The following is a 19965-nucleotide window of genomic DNA, read 5'->3' as shown; positions in this document are numbered from 1 at the left end:
CCCAAGAAATTCCTCTATCTATCCCGACATAAATGGGTTTCCCGGGACGACCAGACGGGCACAATGAAAATTCAAAACGTTCGCGACCGCTTTCGCCATTAATTACCCGTTTGACGCTCAACAAAAACTTGAAAGGTTCCAAAAAATATCCGTTCAGGAAAACTCTTAATCTAAGATTACGTGGATAAAGAATTTTGTTACCCTCTTCTAGACGATATTGAAATGGTTACCTCTTTTCCCCGCCGCGATATTTCAATAAAGCTCTTCAATAAAACTTCAGCATAATTTAGCGTGCCATGGATTGAATGTCAAGCTTCGTGAGAACGTCTGGCCAAGGAATACCGCGAAAGGTTATAGATAAGCCATCCGGCCCATTATGATTTACTCTTCAATTTTATTCCGTCTCGTGATCCCAAAGAAATTGAGGTTCAGGCTTTCCATAATTTCCTTCGCCTTTTCAACGTCACTTTCAGCCACGAAAAATCTTGCCGGTTGAACCAAAGGTCTCATGGAAAGAAAATCCTCGTCAAATGCATAGTAATCTATGTTTGCGTTGTCCAGAAGTGACTTGATCACAGCAATGTCGCCCTGGTTCATAGTAGTAAGTAAAAGCAAATAATTCTTGTCGTCCCAGATTTTCGGCGGATCCTCAGTTAAATCGACAAACGACTTACACTCCGGACAGTGGAATTTCTTCGAAGTCCTATCCTCGTTAGAAAGTTCCAACTCGCTGGAACAGACCGGGCACATCATTTTTTCCGGCAGCAGCTCAACCTTCTTGTCTTTCTTTAACAATTCCTGACAAGCAGGGTTTTTGCAGTAATAGAATTCCCGGCCTTCGTCTAAACAGACTTCGCAAAAATTTTTTCCACACCCATGACAGACAGAGAGTGCTTTTTTGCCGGGATGGTTAATACAATGTTCCATTGAAATCTTTTCCGCTATGATTCAAGTGATTAAACAATGATTGTCCCTATAGATTGAATCCAGTTGTGAGGCGGACAATGAAACCCGACTGCCCCATCGACCACATGAAATGTCTTTCACCCCAGTAAGGATCGTTCGCCGGTCCAGGGTTCTGATGATAATCCAGAGGTCCGACACCTGAAAGATGGTACCCCGATTCGATCGTCGCAGTAATCCTTCCGATCTGAACAGACGTTCCGAGGCCGGCCTCGATGCAGAATGCCCAACTATAACTTGAGATTTTGGAATGAAAATCGTTTTGAGGGGAACCTGCAAATTCAAGATCCTGAGTAATCTTAGATGCAAAATAACTGAAACCGGGTTTCACAATGATCAGGATCGGAAAGGAACCGACGTCAGTCAATTTATATTGTGTTATAATTGTTATTGGATACGTTACAACCGATCCGTCAACTTTCAGTGTACCAGCATAGTCCTGATAGTCTGAGAAAGCCGGTGAGTAGAGACAACCCATGGAGAGACCAAACCATATAGACGCTATCGGACAATAAAGAAAACCGCCATTAACCGCCAACGTACGGCCGAAATCGGTTTGAGTGGGAACTGGAATTCCCTGGTCGCGGTACGATTGGACGATATTATGATAGAAAATGCTCACGTCACCAGTGGATGCAGATTCATATCCGACAGATATAAACGGTTGCCAGATATCGATGGGAATATAGTTTTGAGAAAAGGCTGGACGAAAGACGAACAATGACAAAACTAAACGAAAGATTACTCGTTTCATAACTGTCCAACTCCAAGGTCAACGATCCATTGATTGCTAGAAGTACAGGCAAAAAGATAACGACCTTTCTCAGAACCAAGGAGCGATTGGACTACGGATGGAAATATCCAGGAGCGCGTTTGTTGCCTGGTAGAAACGTCATACTCTACAACAATGCTAGCAGGCCCATTGTTATACCGGACGGTATACGCGACATAAAGGTATCTTGAATTAGCGGTTAGCGCAGTAACGCTCGATACTTGCGGCACACCTGCTGACGGATGAAAGGAACCGAGAGATTTAAGTGTTCCTACATCCCACCCCTCAACTATTGCATTCTGCCTTGTTATGAATACTAAGGAGTCGTTCCAATCGCAATGGAACAACCCCAACTGATCTTTGATCGGGGACTGAAGTTTGAAGACTACCGAGTCATGACTGAGCGCAAAGCTCTTAATTCCCTTGTTGTCCGCGGCGAGCATAGTCGTGCCATCGGGAGATATGCTGAGAAACCGTGCCTGACCACCAAGTATATTTTCGTAAGAGTTAATGCGGGTACCGTCCGAGGCGTATACGTATAAAGTTCCATTACCATCGGAGGAATATAAGTTGTCCGCCCAACCTACGGCGAACAGGTTTCTTGGGGATCCGAAACTCACAGAAGACAAACTCAGTTGTTGAAGATTAGTATCAAGTACAATGATGGTACCAGTGTATGGTTGAACCCCAAAAATTCTTGCTGCATCAAGACTCTTTGCGTAAGGCCCTGGAGTATAGTCCATCCACGTTGATTGAACTTTTGCTTGAGACAGGATATTATGGGTTTGAGTAGACATGGACACAAGAAAGCTGTAGAAGTCAACCGAGAAGTCGCTGTGCAAAATGCCAAAATCGGATTCAAAGATAACCTTATCGCCAAGATTTTCTAGAACGCCTGTCACATTGGAGTAGTCCAGATTGCCCGATATAGGAATCAGCGACAAAAATTGTCCAAGTTGAAAGGTCATGGCCGGCGAATATGCAACGCTCCCGCAATTCGACGTACCAACATCATAACTTACTCTATCAAAATCAGCGAGAGTATAGCCAGTATCGACAAAAGAGGCCGTCGTCTCAGAAAATATGCTATCGATGATTGTATTATTTCTACGAACGATGTAACAAAGAAAAGTCGAGAATGGATTGGGCGACCAAGACAGGACAGGATGCGCGTTTGAGTTTGAAACTGAAAGACCTGATACCGCTCTAGCGGGTGTCTGGTCAAAGTTCAGCGTCACGTTCAATGTATCAACGACACCGTTCTGATAATTCACAAATCCTGAAGTTGGACTCGTCAATCGCGCAGTGAAGTGCAGAACATGGTCGCCCTGTGAAAAATTAGTCGTGTTAAGACTGAGCGGGCTAACCGAAGTAGAGTCCACGCTTAGGTTTAGTTGGGTAATTTGCGCCGGCATCGAATCTGGAACAACAGTCAAGTTGATAGTCCCGGCAACATGCTGACCGTTTTTGAAAACGAGTAATCTTAATCCAGGCACATGTCCAGCTTGGCTGTTAATTGCAGGCTTCGGCTCGATGAAGCCGCACGAAGACAAAGAAAGGATGAAGAAAGACGCGGTAACCCTTATTAGAATTTGGACGGCTAATATCCCGGTAAAGATCTTCTGCACCTTCAGGTCGATTTGCCTCGCAAAAAGGACAATCAAATATCCTCTAAATAATAGTCTCAAGATTTTCCGACCGTCAACTTCATCGGAAGCCTCCATTGAAACCTGAAGTTTGAGTTATCCAATCAAATTTCATTTCAAAAATAATCGGCGCTCCACCATAATAATTGAGTTCATCCTTTGCAATAAACTTACTGCTTTCCCCCATTCGCGCGATAATCCACGTCGCCGGGTAATCGGCAAATCCGGCCGCGACTGGAGGTGCAGGAATCAGATTATAGGCAGTGAAGCCGTCACTCCCACCTGCGAACAGCGTCGCGCCATCAGGTGATAAAAACCAAGAAGTGTATGACAGGTCCGACAATCGTGTCGGTATTGTAAGTATGGTGGCTCCAGTTGAAAGACCAAAGACCCTGACACCGGAATCGTCGAAATTTGCGCCAACCCAATTGCCATTGGCTAACCTGTAAATAGGTTTGTTAAAATATCCACCCGAAGTTGTCTGAAGTAAGGATCCAGAATGTAAATCCCAGAAACAAAGTGTGTTTCCACCTCCTGAAACGAGAGTATCCCCGCCTTCCGTCAAAAACAAGGAGGTGGGAGATTTCTGAATGCCAGTCATCGAGGCTATCACTGAGCCACGTTCGACGTTCCAAACGCGAATAGTGTCATCACCACCCGAAGTAATCAGCGAGAGACCGTCATTTGACATTTCCAAATCAACAGCTGGAGGTGCTATTGTAATTTCCCGTACAAGATGTCCATCGGTGGTCGAATAAAGAGAAAACGAACCGGCGGAACTATCCATAATACCTAGGACTGCTCCATTTCCACTCAAGCCAACCCGGCCGATCGTCCCAAGTTGAGAAAAAGTGTGCAGTATCAATCTGGAAACTACATCCCAAACGGTTATCGTACCATCTTTTGACCAGAACATTGCTACGTTACCCTGCCTGCTCACGTAAATTGAACCAAATGTATAGCCCGCTGAAACTGGTACGGAAAACGGCAGGGTCGTCAATTGGTGGAGTGAGTCGCATCCATAGAAAATTCTAATGGAAGCGGAATATGGAGATTTGTTGTATTGGGTGAAATTTCTCAGTCTGTAATAATACATCTTGCTTCTATCGAGACCAATGTCGGTGAACTTAGTTATACCGGGCCCAACAGTGCCAACTGTCACGAAGGTAATGCTGTCCTCGCCTCTTTGGATTTCAGAACCAACTAATCCTGTAAAATTGTCTGACCAAGTCAAGCTGATGCTGCTGGAATCGCTAGCACTCATCATCAAATTACTTGGTGGAGGAAATGAAATATAAATCGAAGCCGTATCATAGAGACTCTTAAGACCCCCTCGTAAAATCGCACAGACTCGATAATAATAAGTGGTGTTCGTAAGAATTATTGCTGTATCAAGAAAATTCGTGACGCTGGGAGGAGTTACTCCGATAACATCGAAACTTCCAATGGTTCCTGCTTTTCTTTCGATTTGAAATTTTTCAACAAGGGAAGACGACTCACGCCAGTTTAGCGTGCGCCCGTATTCACTAACACTTGTTAATGAGAGTCCGAATGGATTGATCGACGATTTTATCCAGGCTACCACGTTTGAAGTAGTTGATGTTCTCTCACCTATCTTTGCAAAGATGCGAAAGTATTGCGTCTGACTGGTGGTATCAAATTTTGTGCTTACAATCCCCGTCGTGTCGGTTGCACTGAAAGTGTCTATCACTGAAAAAACAGTATCATCAAAGCTTCCCTCGAACATGATTGATGCAATCGACGTTTGAGCTTCGCTGCGGATGATGTAGTGGTCGCTCCATTGAAATAACAGAGAGCTATCTGTCACCGACGCTACGCGAAGATTGGTTGGCGGAGCCAATGATACACTCGGATCGAACGGGTTGTTAAACTCGACCTTCTTGGTGCACGATAGAGAGATAAAAGCAAGAAGAAGGATCACAATAAAAAGGTGCAATCTACTTTTCATGATTATCATTCGTGGTATAAGCTTTGAATCAACCACGTTATAAGAAAACTACCGACAGCACTGAAAGCTACTGTGGACGATATTCTATATGAATTCTGATTCGTCCTCACGGAATTCTTGTCTGCTTGAATATCAGAGAGGCCCACTGCCGTATTGTACCTGTTTGTGTATGTCCCGATCCTTTCGTAAAAGAAAAGCGTAGATAGTCCTGCACAGGCAGCAACTCCTGCACTGATCCATTTACACGTGCCCCATTGTTCTCTTTGTCGCCGCAAGTACTCAAGCGAGAGCATGTCCATCGATACTTCACGGTCCCGGGTATCATAAAGTTTGATGGATTCCTCCACACACCTGAAACCAGCCTTCGTCGCCGCAACATCGTAGTCTCCTTCAAGCAGAGCCAATGAAAGAGGCGCTCTCCACGTCCCGATTGTATCGGGAGTAATCCAGGAAACAGTTATTGAGCCTGGTTCGATAGTCATCTTGCTTTTCTGCACGACAGTGACTGCTGCGTCTTTTGCTTCCTCGGGACTCACGACTATGTTGACATTCACCGCCTTTCGCGACGGCTTACCTGTAAAAGCATCTGTCGCTTGTGCTAATTCTTCCGGGATCTTCGTCACCATTCTCTGCATTGGCAACGAAGCAACTTGAATATGCTCGATGCCAAGCGTGGAAATTAAACGTGTAGTATCCGCGCTCTGGTTCGAATCTGCGGTAGTTCTGGCTTGTGAGAATCCGTTGGGAACAAGAGACGTCATAAAGCATATTTCCAAGCAGGTTAGGGAGACAATCAGGAAAACTGCTTTATCCCGACCAATCATATGTGTATGTTGTCGCGACACGACTCCCCCCGAATATCTGCGAAATATCGCCCTGACATATTTCAACTCACTATAGCTTCTTGCACAACAATCACACCTTTGCACCAGGCAATCTTACCTTGACCCATTCTACTCGGATCAGGTACCAGAAGAATTTACACAGCCTCTATTTCAAAGACAAGCGATCCCCAAACGTATCCACTGGAAATTCACTAGTAGCTTTCTTCCTTCGATGGGAATTTTCCGTTTTTCACGTCCCCGATGTACCTCACAAAGGCATCGTGCATTTTTTCCGCAAGGTTCTCGTAATGGCGTACGAATCGCGGCTTGAACTCCTGCGTCAGCCCGACCATGTCGGCATAGACGAGCACTTGTCCGTCGCAATGCACGCCGGCCCCGATTCCGATCGTCGGAATCCTGATGCTCTTCGTGACTTTCGCGGCCAACCGTGCAGGGATTTTTTCCAGCACGACCGCAAATGCACCTGAAGACTCGAGAAGTCTTGCATCGGATAAGATTTTCGCGGCTTCATCTTTCTCCAAACCGCGAGTTTTATATCCGCCGAATTTATTTATGGACTGGGGCGTCAATCCAAGGTGTCCCATGACAGGGATTCCAATCTCCGTCATCCTTCGAACAGATTCGACGATTGCTTTGCCTCCTTCCACCTTGACGGCACCAGCGCCGGTCTCTTTCAGTATTCTTCCCGCATTTCGGATGGCATCTTGCGCGTCGACTTGAAAACTCATAAACGGCATATCGACGACTACAAGCGCACGCTTCACCGCTCGAACGACAATCTTTGCATGGTAGATCATTTCTTCGAGAGTTACCGGAATCGTCGTGTCGTTTCCTTGCACAACATTCGAGAGGGAATCGCCGACGAGGATAATATCGATTCCCGACTCATCGAGTATGCGGGCGACAATGGCATCATATGCCGTCAATACGGCTATCTTTACGCCGTTGTTTTTCAATTGAATTACAGTCCGGGTCGTTACCACCTTGGATTTTTCAACCTCAGCCATGATATCCTCCTTTAGAAAAAGATCTAACAAGCTGCAACACCTGTTAAGTTCTCAGAGAAATTTGCACCAAACACTTTTTCAAATCCGATTTTGATCGAGTCTTTTATTTCCGCAGGATCGATTTTCCTTCCCAGGATTTCTTCCAGGACAGCCGTATGTGAATCGAGATCGGCCGATGCTTTCCGCCTAACCTCATCGTCAACGTTGAGGTATTTCACAATTTGTTTGTGAAAATTCCCAACCAGTATGGAGCCATGTTGAAGCAAAACGTCGCCAAATCTGTGCTGCGCGCTCCCGACAATTTTTTTCCCGTGCCATTCGACTTCGTAAACAGCGGATGTCGCAAAACACGGTATCGTTGAAGGATCATGGAACAGCTTTCGGAAATCCGCTGAGCTTTGAGATAATTCCAGGTCGCCGCAGATGATCCCTAAACCTTCTGCAAGTGCCTTGCTGATCAGATTATAACTTTCGCGGACCTTCAACCCGCTCGTATTCATCACAACTGAATAAGTCAATTCCTCTCCATGGAGAACAGCCTTTCCACCAGTAGGCCGTTTCACAACTTCAATCCCATCCCGTGCCGCGAGTGCAGTATTTACATCAGAATAACTTTGGTTCTTTCCAAGCGAAATGCAATAAGGCTTCCATGAATAAAAACGGAGAATCGGAGTGTCATCCAGGTCAAACTCGTTCACGAGTCGGATATCGAACTCCATGTTGAACCTGCCGTCATGTTCACCCGTGTCGACGCAAATCCAATTTCGATCAGCCGATGGTTGAAGGTGAGTGTCCCTCTCCATCTCTCGTTCAATCATATTTGCTTTGCATATGGGAAGGTGTGGTTGGCGCACGCCGTCATATAGATTTTTTGGAACAGGACCGATTGTAACCTCTTTTATTTGCGGATGATGCCGCGGGAAGAAGATTTCAAAAATTCCAGGATGGTACAGATTTCTTCAGAATGCTGAAACTCGTTTTCGATTTTCTTGATGGCCTCGCTGAACAGCAGACCGGATGAATACAAAACGTGGTAGGCTTTTTCGATGTTTTCTATTTGTTCCCGTGTAAATCCACGCCTGCGAAGTCCGATCACGTTCACACCTTCGTATCGCAGCGGCTCGCGGCCGGCAAGCACATAGGGCGGCACGTCCTGTACGGCCCTGAAGCCGCCGCCTATCATGACGTGAGAGCCGATGCTGACAAACTGGTGTACAGGTGTTAATCCTCCGATTATAACCCAATCGCCAAGTGTCACGTGCCCGCCGAGTGCTACGACGTTTGCCAGAATACATTTGTTTCCGACCCTGCAATCGTGAGCGACATGGACGTTCGCCATCAAAAGACAATCGGCACCGACCACAGTTTTCCCTGTTTCCGCTGTACCACGATGCACGGTTACAAATTCGCGGATCAACGTATTGTCGCCGATCTCTGTTATGGTTTCTTCTCCCCGGTATTTCAGATCTTGGGGGGCATTCGAAACGACGGCGCCGTGATGAATGGCACAATTTTTCCCGATGCGTGCACCGTTCGCGATCAGCGCATTCGCAGCTATCTTGCAGCCATCGCCAATCGTAACATCATCTTCGACAATCGTAAAAGGACCGATGCTTACTTCGTTCCCCAGCTGTGCCTTTCGGCTGACGACCGCTCTCGGATCTATTGAAGTTGGCATTTACAAATCACTTTGAGTTGGTTTTCCAAACCCGATCTGTTGGCGAACTCAATTGGAGCCATTGCTGTTCGCATCGACTATTGCCGCGGTCATTTCAGCCTCGGCCACAAGAGTGCCGTCTACAAAAGCCTTCCCCGCCAATACCGCCATCTTGCTCCTGCGGGAAATCATCTCGACCTGCATTACCAGTTGATCGCCCGGCACGACTGTTCTTCTAAACTTCACATTGTTCAGAGCCATGAAATAGACCAATTTGCCGTCGGGATTTTCCAACCCGTTCAGGAGAAGAATACCGCCGGTCTGTGCCATGGCTTCCACTATAAGGACCCCCGGCATGATAGGCCTGGACGGGAAGTGCCCTTCAAAAAAAGGCTCGTTGGCGGAAATATTTTTTATTCCGACGACTTTTTCGTCCAGCTTAAAGTCGACGATTTTGTCAACGAGCAAAAACGGATAACGATGCGGAAGTATTCGCCTTATTGCCTCAAGATCGAAGATTACGCCTGCGGTTTTAGTAAACTGGTACCTCTTTACTATTTTCTTTTGCTGGTAAAGTTTTCGAATCTTCTTTGCGAACTCCACGTTATGCGGATGTCCGGGCCGCGCTGCAAGTATCTGGGCCTTCATCGGCGCGCCGACGAGCGCAAGATCACCGATAAGATCCAGAAGCTTATGACGAGCCGGTTCGTTCTTGTACCGCAGTGCCTTATCGTTCAAAATTCCTGTCGATCCTAAAATGATCGATCCGTTTATTCCCAGTCTCTTCCCGAGTCTCTTCAACTCTTCGGGAGTCATGTCATCATCAACTATTACGATCGCGTTGTCAAGGTTCCCGCCTTTTATGAGGCCGTTCTCGTGCAGCATCTCGACTTCCTTCAGGAAGCAGAAAGTCCGCGACGAAGCAAAATCTTTTACAAACTCTTCTTCAAGAGAGAATAGGCCGGTGTGCTGGCTTCCGAGTGCGGGATTCTTGTAGTCGATCATTATAGTAATTCTGAAATCGTCAAGCGGAAGTGCCACCATGTCGACATCTTTTTTATCATCTTTGTACTCAACCGTCTGGTCGATGATGAGATAATCCTTGGGAGCGTCCTGCTGTGTAAATCCAGCGCTCGACAACGCATCGACGAACGGTTTTGAGCTGCCGTCGCCCACAGGCGGCTCGGGCGCATCTACCTCGATTACTATGTTGTCAATCTCAAGGCCCGCGATCGCCGCCAGCACATGCTCTACGGTATGAACTTTGACATCGCCGATGCCGAGGGTCGTACCTCGCGAAACGTCGACCACGTAGTCAGCAATCGCAGGAATCTCAGGGTTGCCGCCGACATCCGTGCGACGGAATACAATTCCGCGATTTTCTGGTGCGGGAAGAAACGTGATTGTCGATTCGAGTCCGGTATGAAGACCCACTCCGGAAAAAGAAACGCTTTTTGAAATGGTACGCTGTTGAACAAGCATCTATGATATTACTCTCTCTTTTTCTGTTTCAATAACAATTTAGTTAGCAGCCAACGACTCATTGCCCGCAGCAAAACGGCGATCCTTATCAGCTGCGGCCTTTCATCTTGTTTTCCAATTCTTCGACTTTGTGCTGCAGCTTGGTGAATTCACGAATTATCCCTGGAAGCATTTCCGAAGCTGCCCAGATCCGATGGGTGTCCCGCAGCTCTCTGGCAGGATAACCCAAATATGTTTTTCCGGTCTCCTTTATCGATTTCGGCACTCCTGACTGTGCGCCGAAATTCGTGTTGTCGGCAATCTCAAGGTGGCCCGCGAAGCCCACCTGCCCGCCGACCATGCAGTGCTTGCCGATCTTCGTGCTTCCAGAAATTCCGCTTTGTGCCGCGATGACCGTATCCTCTCCTATTATGACGTTGTGGGCAACCTGTACCAGGTTATCTATCTTAACGCCCCTGCAAATCCTGGTTTCGCCCAAAGTGGCACGGTCGATCGAAGAGTTCGACCCGATCTCAACATCGTCTTCGATAACGACAATTCCCAGCTGCGGAATTTTTTCGTATGTGCCATCATCCTTCGGCGCAAATCCAAAACCGTCGCTTCCGATGGCCGTACCGGCATGTATCGTGGCCCTGTTTCCGATTTTGCATCCCTGGTAAATAGTCACATTTGAATAAATCACCGAGTCTTCGCCGATTTCCACATCTTCTCCCACGACGCTGCCGGGAAAAATCATTGTTCTGTCCCCGATCTGCGCATTATCCAATATGATGGCACAAGCGCCAATCCGTACATCCTTCCCCAACTTTGCCTTCGAAGATATGTGGCCCGCCAGGTGCGTTCCGGGCGGAAGAAGGTCGCGGGAAGGCGCCAGTTTTTTTAATGCAAAAACGAAAGCGACATACGGATCCTTCACGCGGAGCAGCGTAATGTCTTTTCGATTTGTTTTGAAATTTTCCGAGACAATTACTGCAGTCGCGCAGGTAGTCGAAACATACTTTTCGTACTTCGGATTGGCAAGAAAAGTAATTTCGCCGGCTTTTGCTTCTTCAATTTTCCCGACGCCTATTATTTCAGCATCCGGTTTCCCGTCGACGCGAGCTCCGATTTCACGGGCGATTTCGGAAACTCTCATCAGTGTACGACGGGTTGTGTATTCTGCGGCACGGGAGTAGGCTGCGTTGGTGTGGTGGAACCGGGTTTGTTCGTCGTCGGGATTTTCAACTTATCGAGAACAAGCGAAGTGACGTCATATTTGTCGTTCGCATACATCAAAAGGACCTGGCCGCTTTTGTCAAAGATATAATCATAACCCTGCTCCTTGGCAACGTCCTGGATCGCCTGCACTACTTTTTCCTGAACCGGCCGCATAATATTATTTTGCTGCTGAAAAAGGTCCCCGTTCTGTCCGAATCTTTGATTTCTCAGATCGGATACTTTCTTCTGCATGTCTGCCAGTTTGTTCTCTTCCTGTACCCTGGCTTGCTCCGGGAGAATGAGACGCCTCTTCTGGTAATCGTCGGCTTCCTGTTGCAGTTGCGTCTGGAGTTTGCTGATCTCACCCTGCCACTGCGCAACGAGAGCATCAAGCTTGCCCTGCGCTTCGACAGCATCCGGCAGCTGTTTCATGATTTCTTGAGAATCGACCCACCCGATCTTCTGCTGCCCGAAGGCGACAGAAGAAACCATCATGGCACAGGCAAGAATCCACGTTTTAGAAGCTACAATTTTCATAAAGTCTTAATTACCTTCGCGATTTATAATGCCCAGCACGTCGTAAGTAAGATCGAAGTTCTTGTCTGCATAAAGTATTATCGCCAATTCGTCTCGCTTGTCAAGGACATACTGCATTCCTTTTTCTTTCGCAACTTGAGCGATAACCTTATAAACCTTATCGCGAATCGGCTTCATCAACTTCTCGCGGGTCTGATCGAGTTCGCCGCCCTGCGCCACTTTCTCCTGTCGGTACTGTAAAATCTGCTGCTGGAGAGTGTTCAAGTCCTGCTGTGCTGCCTGTTTCGCTTGATCTGTCATCATGGCGGATTGTTTCTGATAAGCATCCGCCTTGTCCTGATATTGTTGCGACATTTGGTTGACGGTATCACTCCACGCTTTCATCAGCGCATCGAGCTTCCTTTGAGCCGCTTGTGCTTCCGGTATTTGATCGAGAATAGTTGCGGAATTGACATAGCCGATTTTCAATTGAGAGCTATTCGGCGATGCTGCAAACATGAATCCGAGTGCCGATAAAATGACGGCAGCCGAAATCAAAACAACCGATTTTTCTTTCACTTCTAACCTCTTTCTTTATTGATTATAAAATTAACAAATTCAGCTTTTAAAAGCCCCTTCCGAACTGGAAATGGAAATGCCAGCCGGAAGGAGGAGAATTGGGAGCGACTGAATCAAAACCGTAGCCATAATCGAATCCGACCATGCCGATCGGATTAATCATAACGCGTGCGCCAAAACCCGCCGACCGGGCAAGCTGGAATATGTCGGTGTGGTGAAAATCTTTATATACATTTCCACCTTCGGCAAACAACAGCAAGTACAGCGGGATCGGATCGGTCAGCAGAGAGAAACGCATCTCGAAAGTCTGCTTGAACATGACCAGCCCGCCAAGCGGATTTCCACCCGGGGTATCAGGGGATTTGGGACCGACAGCCCTATCGTCGTACCCACGCAAGGGTGTCGTGGAAATGTAGCCGAGCCCCGTTCCACCCATGAAAAATTCGTCGTTGATCTGAACTATAGGATGATTTGTTATAGCGCCGACGACCCCGAACATTGTTCCACTGTACAGGACAACTCTGCTTGTCCCGAGCAGCGACGTGTACCAGTCTGCGGAGAAAACGTGTTTGTGAAAATTTATTTGCCCCGGCAGAACAGGGGGACCGGCTATTTCATCTGTCAACGAAAGATTCGATCCTATCGTCGGGAAAATTGGATTATCGGTGCTGTTTCTGGAAATCACCTGCGTGGCCGTAAATTCGCTGTAATCGCCGTTCAAGTAACCGTAAGCTTCACCGTTTGCCACATCGACCTTCTGGCCCGAAAAGATCCAGTCGCCACGAAAATATCTGTCGGGCCAATCAAATCTCCGTCCGACGCTCACTGAGGCACCCGTCATTCTCAAGTCAACTCCGTAAATCTGTCTGGTGTCATACACGTTCACGCCGAGAGAAGTTGGAGTATCCATGAACCACGGCTCGTTAAATCCGAGACTGAAAGTTCTATAGTAGGTGCTTACTCCGAACTGCCAGGTAAAGGTTAACGCTTGACCTGCCCCACCCTCGAATGGATGAGCTATATCGAAATTGTTGAACGATAAACCGAGTGAACCGGTGAATCCAAAAGCCTGGCTGTAACCGACCGAGGCATTGAAGGTGTCGCTCGATTTCTCTTTGACATCGTAAGTCACGTTAACCGTGGAGTCATTCACGATGTAATAATCAGGCTTAATTTTATCCGGATCAAAATAGTTTATCTGCGAAAGCTGCCTTACGCTTCTTATGATCATTGCACGCGAAAAGTAATCGCCCGGCACTGTAAAAAGCTCGCGACGAATGACTTTGTCTTGGGTCTTAGTATTACCGGTAATAATGATCTCGCCGATGCGGAATTGATTCCGCTCGTATAATTTTATTTTCAGGTCCACGGAATCCGGCGGAACACGTACTTCGTCCGGATCGGCACTGAACGTAAGATAACCGGTGTCCAAGTATAAGGACGCGACATCGGTCTGGTCTTTGTTGCCGCGGAGATTTTCGTCGAATTTCTCCTTGTCGTAGACGTCGCCCTCTTTCAAATCAAGCCGCTCATCCAGAATGCTAGATGGGTACTTTGTATTCCCTTCCCACGTAATATGCCTGATGTAATATTTCTTTCCTTCGTCGACGTTAATATGTATGAACATATTCTCCTTGTCCGGGCTGTACCATATTGAGTCGGAGAGTATCGAAGCATCTATGTAGCCGTTCTTTCTATAGAAGTCAAGGATTTTCCCTTTGTCGTCATCGTATTTCTTCTGATCAAACTTCGCGCTCCTCCAGAACATCCACCACACTTTTTCCTTAGTATCATCCATCGCACCGCGCAGATCGCCGTCGTCAAAATCTCTGTTGCCGCCGAAGGTTATCGATTCGATCTTGACTTCCTTGCCTTCATCTACGTTTACGACGAGATTGACAGGTGCACCCGCGGTATCGGCGACCGGCACAAGTTCGGGATCTATCTTAGCAAGGAGATACCCTTTGTCCTCGTACTTCTTCTTTATGTTATATACAATGGTGCTCAGGTCCTGTCGGTTTACGATTTGGCCTTTGACAAGATTTATCTGATCCTTGATGTCCTTCTCGCTCAGCTCATCATTCCCCTTCAACACGATATCATTCAGCCTGGGGTATTCCTTCACTCGAATGAGGAGATAAACGCCGTCACCGACCTGATTGTCGATCAGAACCTGGATGTCGGAGAATATCCCGATGGACCATAGTTGTTTTATTGCCTGGCGTATCTCATCACCCCCAGGTGTGAATTCGCCGTCGACCCTCAATCCGGAATATCTGATGATCGCACCAGCATCAGTAAGTCTGTTTCCCTCAGCCGATATCCCGAGAATTTTCAAAGGCTTTGCCTTCTGCGGACTCTGAACTTGAGCATTCGCAATGCCGGTAAATATAATGACCGCTAATAGAATATTTTTCATTTATCGAAAAAAGGCTCCATGAATCAAATTGTTACCGAAACTCGACACTTCTTTAGACGGAGGAAAGGTCCGCAGGTTATCCACGCTTGAAGAATACTTCCGGCTTAATTCACTAAAAAGTCTGCAGGTGTTTGACTTGTTCACTCACAAGCCCGAACCGACGTTCACGTTTCTGGAAATCGCTTATCGCCTCGTAAAGGTGTTTTCTTCGAAATTCCGGCCAATAAACTTTTGATATATATATCTCAGTATATGCAAGCTGGTACAGAAGAAAATTACTCAATCGGAATTCGCCGCTTGTTCTTATAAGCAGGTCCGGATCTGGCATCCTCGAAGTGCTGAGATAATTTGATATAACGGACTCACTTACATCGTCAATAGAAATTTTCCTGTCAATAGCGTCGGCAATCATTCTCTTGACCGCTTCCGTTATCTCCCATCTGCCGGAATAACTCAGTGCGAGATTCAAATTCAATCCGGTATTTCGTTTCGTTTTTTCCAACGCGTCATTCAGTTCATTCTGGACAATGAGAGGGAGCGACTCAAGGTCGCCTATGGCGGTAAGCCGGACGTTGTTCTCGTGAAGCTTGTCTGTCTCATCCCTCAGCGCCTTGACGAGAAGCCTCATCAATGTCGAGACTTCCTGCTCCGGCCGTTTCCAGTTCTCCGTCGAGAATGCGTAAAGCGTAAGATGTTTCACTCCTAATTGTCCGCATGCCTCGACTATGTCTCGAACCGAAGCTACGCCTTCTCGATGACCGGCGACTCGAGGAAGCGACCGCTGCTTGGCCCACCTGCCGTTGCCATCCATGATAATGGCGATGTGTTCGGGAATGCTTCCGGTATTTTTTAACTCGTCCTGCAGGTTTTTGTCATCGGAGCTCTGGGTGATCAAACTTTCCGCCTTATTTTTTTGCTGTAAAATTTAAACCTGCATAGAGTAAAAATCAAGGTTGCGAACCGCTCGCCAGCGACATAACGTTCAATTTTTTCGAAAGTTACGGGGCGCTGCGTACGTTGCGAGGTGTGAAACATGTCTGGCTCGCACCGCGACAAGACTTCTGCGCCGCAAAAACAAAAAATCTTGAGCATCTCGATGGAAAAAATGATCACTGTAACGTAAACTACTTCCGAAGGAGTCGAGGGATGCTTACATGATTAGCCCCGGGCACCATAATCTGATGAGCGATCACTGTTCCATCACGTTATCCTTTGTCCGCCAACTCATCTCCACTGAACAAGCCTCACAGTGTCAGGGGTGACGTCGAAGAAAGCTCCACCCATTGAATCGGTCCGCCAGATCTTGATATTCTCCCTCTTCATTTCTTCTATGACTTCCGGAGATGGATGACCGAATTTGTTGTTCATCCCTACAGAAATTGCAGCATAAGCCGGGTGAACGGTTTGCAGAAATTCCGCCGACGAACTCGTGTTGCTTCCATGGTGTCCCGCCTTATAAACATCAGAGGACAAAAATGGTCCGTAAATCTTTACCAGATCATGCTCGACACGCTTTTCAGCGTCTCCTGCAAGAAGAAAACTCTTTCCTCCGATGCACACCTTCAGAACTATCGAGCCATCGTTCAGTCTCGTCTTAAAAGCGAGGCCGCCTTCGCCGACATATTTTGGATTCGGATGCAGTACGTAGACTCTGCATGTTGGAGAAGAATCTAAAATCATCCCTGCAGACGCGATCCTTGCAGGAATTTTGAATGCCTTCACATGTGCCATAGTATTCAGCCACACTTGCGAGTTTGATGATTGATCAGGGTAGATGAAGCTGTCAATTTTAAACTTTTCTATTATTGATGCTGCACCGCCGATATGGTCGCTGTGCAAATGTGTTGTCACAAAATAGTTCAACTCTCGGACACCGTGACGCTGTAGAAAAGGAACCACTATGCGTTCACCGACATCATAATTTCTAAACTTAAACCCTGCATCCACAAGCATGTTCTTCCCATCCGGAAGCTCAACATATATCGCATCACCCTGGCCGACATCCAGCACGTACAATTTCGTATCCGATTTTCGATGCCCCATAAATCCCCCGTAGAGGACGAAATTTGCACCGAGAAGAATCGCAAAGATGATTTTTTTCCGGAGGTAGTTTTGAGCGGACGAAGAACTTGCCATGGGGAATGCAATTACTGCAATAAGCCATAAATAAAAGAGAGCTGCAAAGACCCAGCCGGAATCGGAAATCGTCATGCTGCTGAAGTTCGACGAACCGAGAAGCGAGTTGATTTTGAGAATTACAAAACCGGTCAATTGGGATGCGGCACCGAAAATCCCGCCGAGCCACGACGACAGCACGCTCATGCCGATAGAGGTGAACGTCATGGTTGCAAAAATCCCTGCAAGCGGGACTATGCACAAATTGGCAATAACACTAACGAGAGAGATCCTGTTGAAGTAATATACGGTAAGCGGAACAGTTCCGAGGGTCGCGGCAACCGTTAACAATGAAAGGGAAACAATCGAATTTAGAAGGGTACGTTCTTCTAAAGCTGGATAGCTTCTGTGGACCATCGCAAGAATTTTCTGGTGTAAGAAGGCGATCGACATCACCGCTGCGAACGACAATTGAAACCCCGGCGTGAAAAGTTGCGATGGGTTAAGAGCCAAAATAACAAGCGCGGCAAATCCCAGGGAGTTTAGTATCTGCGGTTTCCTCTGCAAGAAAAGTCCGAACAGAACAACCAAAGCCATGATGACGGCGCGTGTTATGCTCGGCATCAAACCGACAACAAAGGCGTATAAGATCAAAATCGGAGCCATCGCAAAAAACCGCATTCTCCTCGGAATTCTCAGAAGAGCCGCCATTATCATCAGCATCCCCGTCAGAAAACCGATATGTAATCCCGAAACCGCCAGGATATGAATCGTACCGGTATTGACAAACTGCTCGTCGATTTCCCCGTTGATTCCACGGCGTTCGCCTAAGATCATGGCCTTTGCAAGCTCCGCTTCATCGCCTCGCATGAACTCCGAGATCTTGGAGCGCAAAAAATCTCTCGTCGGTACTATGACATCCCTAAGAAAATTGAACTTCGTATCATGGTACACCAGCAGGATATCTCTTTTGCCCTCCACAAATATCCTCCCCGCAATTCCGTTCAATTCGTAAAATGATTTCCAATCGTAATCCCCCGGGTTTCTCGCGCTCGAAAGAGGGGTCGTTTTCCCGATGATCGCCACCCTATCTCCGACGGACAAATTCAATTCGAAAGAGGAGGAAACAATGAGATCACCAGCGATCCTGTACCATTTTTTATCGTATCCGCGGCAGTCATTGAGCATCACTGAATAAGCAGGCGCACCGCGCGGAGTCTCATCAACAGTGCCGGTGAAGCCGGCAAAATTCGCAAGGATGGCTGGCGACAATGACGATACGCTTATGTAAAAGGCAAAAGAGAGGAGAAGCGCGGAATAGATGAGACCGGAGATTACCGGAGATATCCTTCCCTTTTTCAGGATGAGCCATGACGATGCGGCGACCGTCATACAAATCGCAGCTGCAAGAAAGACGTAGGAATAGACATAAAATTGTCTCCCTATGACGATACCTCCTGCGGCGAGGAGTGCGGCTTTGAAAGCAGGCTGGCTTTTCACTTTTCAACCCTGACCATCTTTAATTAAACACAAACGGTTGTGCGATTCAATACAATTCGAACCCTTTTCATTTCTTCCCCCGGTCGTTATTTTGTTGTGTAAATAATATTACGGAGCAACCATGATACGAATAGTGGGCTTGTCCGACGCGCAGGCCATTTGCGACATTTATAATGAGTATGTAAAGAACACTTCTGTCACATTCGAAGAGATTCCCGTACCGCTGGATGAGATGATGGGACGCATCAAAACCGCGATGCAGAATTATCCATGGCTTGTTTACGAAATCGATGGAAAAGTGGTCGGTTATACTTACGGGAGAACTTGGAGAGACCGTGCGGCGTACCGGAAATCGGTGGAAACAGGAACATATATTGACTCTCGATTCATCGGAAAGGGAATCGGCTCGCAGCTGAAGAAAGAACTTCTCAGGATACTGAAAGAAAAATCATTCCATGCCGTAATAAGCGGGATCGCACTTCCAAACCCGGCAAGTATCGCGCTCAATGAAAAATTCGGGTTCAAGAAAGTGGCACACTTCAAAGAGGTCGGATACAAATTTAATAAATGGATTGACGTTGGATACTGGGAATTGATCTTATGAATTTATCTGCGGTTCAAAATGTGAAATATTTCATGCTACCAGCCATGAGCAATCAGCTTCTTTCTGCATTCGTCGCAAAACCTGTCCGTCTTCACGTCGACTTCTTCAACGCCCGTTGACGAGTGCATGACGCATAAATAGTTGCCGCAATGGATCAGTCCGAAAGTGTGACCGAGTTCGTGGATTGCCTCCTTGGCCAGTCGGGACATGAAGACGATCTTATCGGGCTGGAGTCCGTAAAATTCCTCTCTGAGCCGGTGCGATGAAACAACGGCAGCCTTCCCATCAAACTGCGCCTCTCCGAAAACATAAGTAAGAACCGGTACGAAGATATCTCCATCGGTAACTCCTAGGATCTTGCCTCCCGACCTCATCCTGGTGAAGTCTCGTTCAGCAGGGACGGAGGGCGGACCATTAGAAAAATCTGCCGGACGGATCCATTCGGCAGACTTTTCTAGCAACGCGGACAGAATTGAAGTAGAGTTATACTGGTTCCGTGAAAGATTAAATGCAAATGAACCGTCTAACGGCGGGGATTGAATTACATCAACGCGCGCTTCAAAAGTTTTCCCGATTGATTCGGTAAGCGGGGACAATACAGAAACATCTACTGGTGCGATTGCAACAAGGAGTATGGATGACATTATTCGAGCAGTTAGGCGAAACTTGCTATGACTCACTTCTGAAGTAAGTC

At 47.1% G+C, this 19965-nt stretch carries 17 protein-coding genes; 1 reads left to right on the top strand and 16 read right to left on the bottom strand.

Annotated elements, in window-relative coordinates; all coding sequences use genetic code 11:
* Window positions 1–381 precede the first annotated feature (381 nt).
* From VLX91_04475 to VLX91_04405, 15 genes are all read right to left on the bottom strand, one after another.
* On the bottom strand, window positions 382–927 hold the full coding sequence (locus tag VLX91_04475) for a DUF2007 domain-containing protein (protein HUI29452.1): 546 nt from the start codon (window positions 925–927) through the stop codon (window positions 382–384).
* 46 nt (window positions 928–973) lie between these two features.
* On the bottom strand, window positions 974–1717 hold the full coding sequence (locus VLX91_04470; GenBank protein ID HUI29451.1) for a hypothetical protein: 744 nt from the start codon (window positions 1715–1717) through the stop codon (window positions 974–976).
* Complete coding sequence (locus VLX91_04465) at window positions 1714–3459, bottom strand: hypothetical protein (protein HUI29450.1); 1746 nt, start codon at window positions 3457–3459, stop codon at window positions 1714–1716. Before VLX91_04465 ends, VLX91_04470 begins: the two co-directional genes overlap by 4 nt.
* Window positions 3443–5350, bottom strand: coding sequence for a hypothetical protein (locus tag VLX91_04460; GenBank protein HUI29449.1), 1908 nt, complete (start codon window positions 5348–5350; stop codon window positions 3443–3445). The genes VLX91_04465 and VLX91_04460 overlap by 17 nt, the downstream gene beginning before the upstream one ends.
* A 5-nt stretch (window positions 5351–5355) precedes the next feature.
* Entirely contained in the window at window positions 5356–6111 is a 756-nt protein-coding gene (locus VLX91_04455; protein ID HUI29448.1) for a hypothetical protein, read from the bottom strand.
* 275 nt (window positions 6112–6386) lie between these two features.
* Window positions 6387–7202, bottom strand: coding sequence for a 3-methyl-2-oxobutanoate hydroxymethyltransferase (panB, locus tag VLX91_04450; protein HUI29447.1), 816 nt, complete (start codon window positions 7200–7202; stop codon window positions 6387–6389).
* 23 nt (window positions 7203–7225) lie between these two features.
* On the bottom strand, window positions 7226–8020 hold the full coding sequence (locus VLX91_04445) for a lipoate--protein ligase family protein (protein HUI29446.1): 795 nt from the start codon (window positions 8018–8020) through the stop codon (window positions 7226–7228).
* Window positions 8021–8100: 80 nt separating this feature from the next.
* The gene (gene lpxA / locus VLX91_04440) at window positions 8101–8880 is read right to left on the bottom strand and encodes an acyl-ACP--UDP-N-acetylglucosamine O-acyltransferase (GenBank protein HUI29445.1); all 780 of its coding nucleotides are present in this window, start codon (window positions 8878–8880) and stop codon (window positions 8101–8103) included.
* 48 nt (window positions 8881–8928) lie between these two features.
* Entirely contained in the window at window positions 8929–10341 is a 1413-nt protein-coding gene (locus tag VLX91_04435; GenBank protein ID HUI29444.1) for a bifunctional UDP-3-O-[3-hydroxymyristoyl] N-acetylglucosamine deacetylase/3-hydroxyacyl-ACP dehydratase, read from the bottom strand.
* A gap of 88 nt (window positions 10342–10429) precedes the next feature.
* A complete protein-coding gene (gene lpxD / locus VLX91_04430) occupies window positions 10430–11476 on the bottom strand; it encodes a UDP-3-O-(3-hydroxymyristoyl)glucosamine N-acyltransferase (protein HUI29443.1) in 1047 nt (348 codons plus the stop codon).
* Complete coding sequence (locus VLX91_04425) at window positions 11476–12075, bottom strand: OmpH family outer membrane protein (GenBank protein ID HUI29442.1); 600 nt, start codon at window positions 12073–12075, stop codon at window positions 11476–11478. Before VLX91_04425 ends, lpxD begins: the two co-directional genes overlap by 1 nt.
* A gap of 6 nt (window positions 12076–12081) precedes the next feature.
* The gene (locus VLX91_04420) at window positions 12082–12633 is read right to left on the bottom strand and encodes an OmpH family outer membrane protein (GenBank protein HUI29441.1); all 552 of its coding nucleotides are present in this window, start codon (window positions 12631–12633) and stop codon (window positions 12082–12084) included.
* A gap of 46 nt (window positions 12634–12679) precedes the next feature.
* Window positions 12680–15052: an outer membrane protein assembly factor BamA gene (bamA, locus tag VLX91_04415; protein HUI29440.1), complete on the bottom strand. Its 2373-nt coding sequence runs from the start codon at window positions 15050–15052 to the stop codon at window positions 12680–12682.
* A 112-nt stretch (window positions 15053–15164) separates the two neighbouring features.
* Complete coding sequence (locus VLX91_04410; GenBank protein ID HUI29439.1) at window positions 15165–15947, bottom strand: isoprenyl transferase; 783 nt, start codon at window positions 15945–15947, stop codon at window positions 15165–15167.
* A gap of 329 nt (window positions 15948–16276) precedes the next feature.
* A complete protein-coding gene (locus VLX91_04405; protein HUI29438.1) occupies window positions 16277–18667 on the bottom strand; it encodes a DNA internalization-related competence protein ComEC/Rec2 in 2391 nt (796 codons plus the stop codon).
* 121 nt (window positions 18668–18788) lie between these two features.
* On the opposite strand from VLX91_04405, the gene VLX91_04400 reads away from it, so the two are divergent.
* On the top strand, window positions 18789–19271 hold the full coding sequence (locus VLX91_04400; protein ID HUI29437.1) for a GNAT family N-acetyltransferase: 483 nt from the start codon (window positions 18789–18791) through the stop codon (window positions 19269–19271).
* A gap of 35 nt (window positions 19272–19306) precedes the next feature.
* Here VLX91_04400 and VLX91_04395 read toward each other — a convergent pair whose 3' ends face one another.
* Window positions 19307–19915 carry a hypothetical protein gene (locus tag VLX91_04395; protein ID HUI29436.1) on the bottom strand — a complete coding sequence of 203 codons (609 nt, stop codon included), beginning with the start codon at window positions 19913–19915 and terminating at the stop codon, window positions 19307–19309.
* Between the last annotated feature and the right edge of the window lie 50 nt (window positions 19916–19965).

The organism is Candidatus Acidiferrales bacterium (genome assembly GCA_035515795.1).
GTDB lineage: Bacteria > Bacteroidota > Ignavibacteria > Kryptoniales > JAKASW01 > JAKASW01.
The sequence above is the reverse complement of the archived record's forward strand: the minus strand, read 5'-3'. Positions and strand labels throughout refer to the sequence as shown.

What these genes read in the sequence shown, in the direction of transcription:
- VLX91_04455 (HUI29448.1), bottom strand. Translation starts at nt 6,111, where the DNA reads ATGACGTCTCTTGTTCCCAACGGATTCTCACAAGCCAGAACTACCGCA.
- VLX91_04465 (HUI29450.1), bottom strand. Translation starts at nt 3,459, where the DNA reads ATGGAGGCTTCCGATGAAGTTGACGGTCGGAAAATCTTGAGACTATTA.
- VLX91_04460 (HUI29449.1), bottom strand. Translation starts at nt 5,350, where the DNA reads ATGAAAAGTAGATTGCACCTTTTTATTGTGATCCTTCTTCTTGCTTTT.
- lpxA (HUI29445.1), bottom strand. Translation starts at nt 8,880, where the DNA reads ATGCCAACTTCAATAGATCCGAGAGCGGTCGTCAGCCGAAAGGCACAG.
- VLX91_04425 (HUI29442.1), bottom strand. Translation starts at nt 12,075, where the DNA reads ATGAAAATTGTAGCTTCTAAAACGTGGATTCTTGCCTGTGCCATGATG.
- VLX91_04400 (HUI29437.1), top strand. Translation starts at nt 18,789, where the DNA reads ATGATACGAATAGTGGGCTTGTCCGACGCGCAGGCCATTTGCGACATT.
- VLX91_04470 (HUI29451.1), bottom strand. Translation starts at nt 1,717, where the DNA reads ATGAAACGAGTAATCTTTCGTTTAGTTTTGTCATTGTTCGTCTTTCGT.
- bamA (HUI29440.1), bottom strand. Translation starts at nt 15,052, where the DNA reads ATGAAAAATATTCTATTAGCGGTCATTATATTTACCGGCATTGCGAAT.
- panB (HUI29447.1), bottom strand. Translation starts at nt 7,202, where the DNA reads ATGGCTGAGGTTGAAAAATCCAAGGTGGTAACGACCCGGACTGTAATT.
- VLX91_04445 (HUI29446.1), bottom strand. Translation starts at nt 8,020, where the DNA reads ATGATTGAACGAGAGATGGAGAGGGACACTCACCTTCAACCATCGGCT.
- VLX91_04475 (HUI29452.1), bottom strand. Translation starts at nt 927, where the DNA reads ATGGAACATTGTATTAACCATCCCGGCAAAAAAGCACTCTCTGTCTGT.
- VLX91_04435 (HUI29444.1), bottom strand. Translation starts at nt 10,341, where the DNA reads ATGCTTGTTCAACAGCGTACCATTTCAAAAAGCGTTTCTTTTTCCGGA.
- lpxD (HUI29443.1), bottom strand. Translation starts at nt 11,476, where the DNA reads ATGAGAGTTTCCGAAATCGCCCGTGAAATCGGAGCTCGCGTCGACGGG.
- VLX91_04395 (HUI29436.1), bottom strand. Translation starts at nt 19,915, where the DNA reads ATGTCATCCATACTCCTTGTTGCAATCGCACCAGTAGATGTTTCTGTA.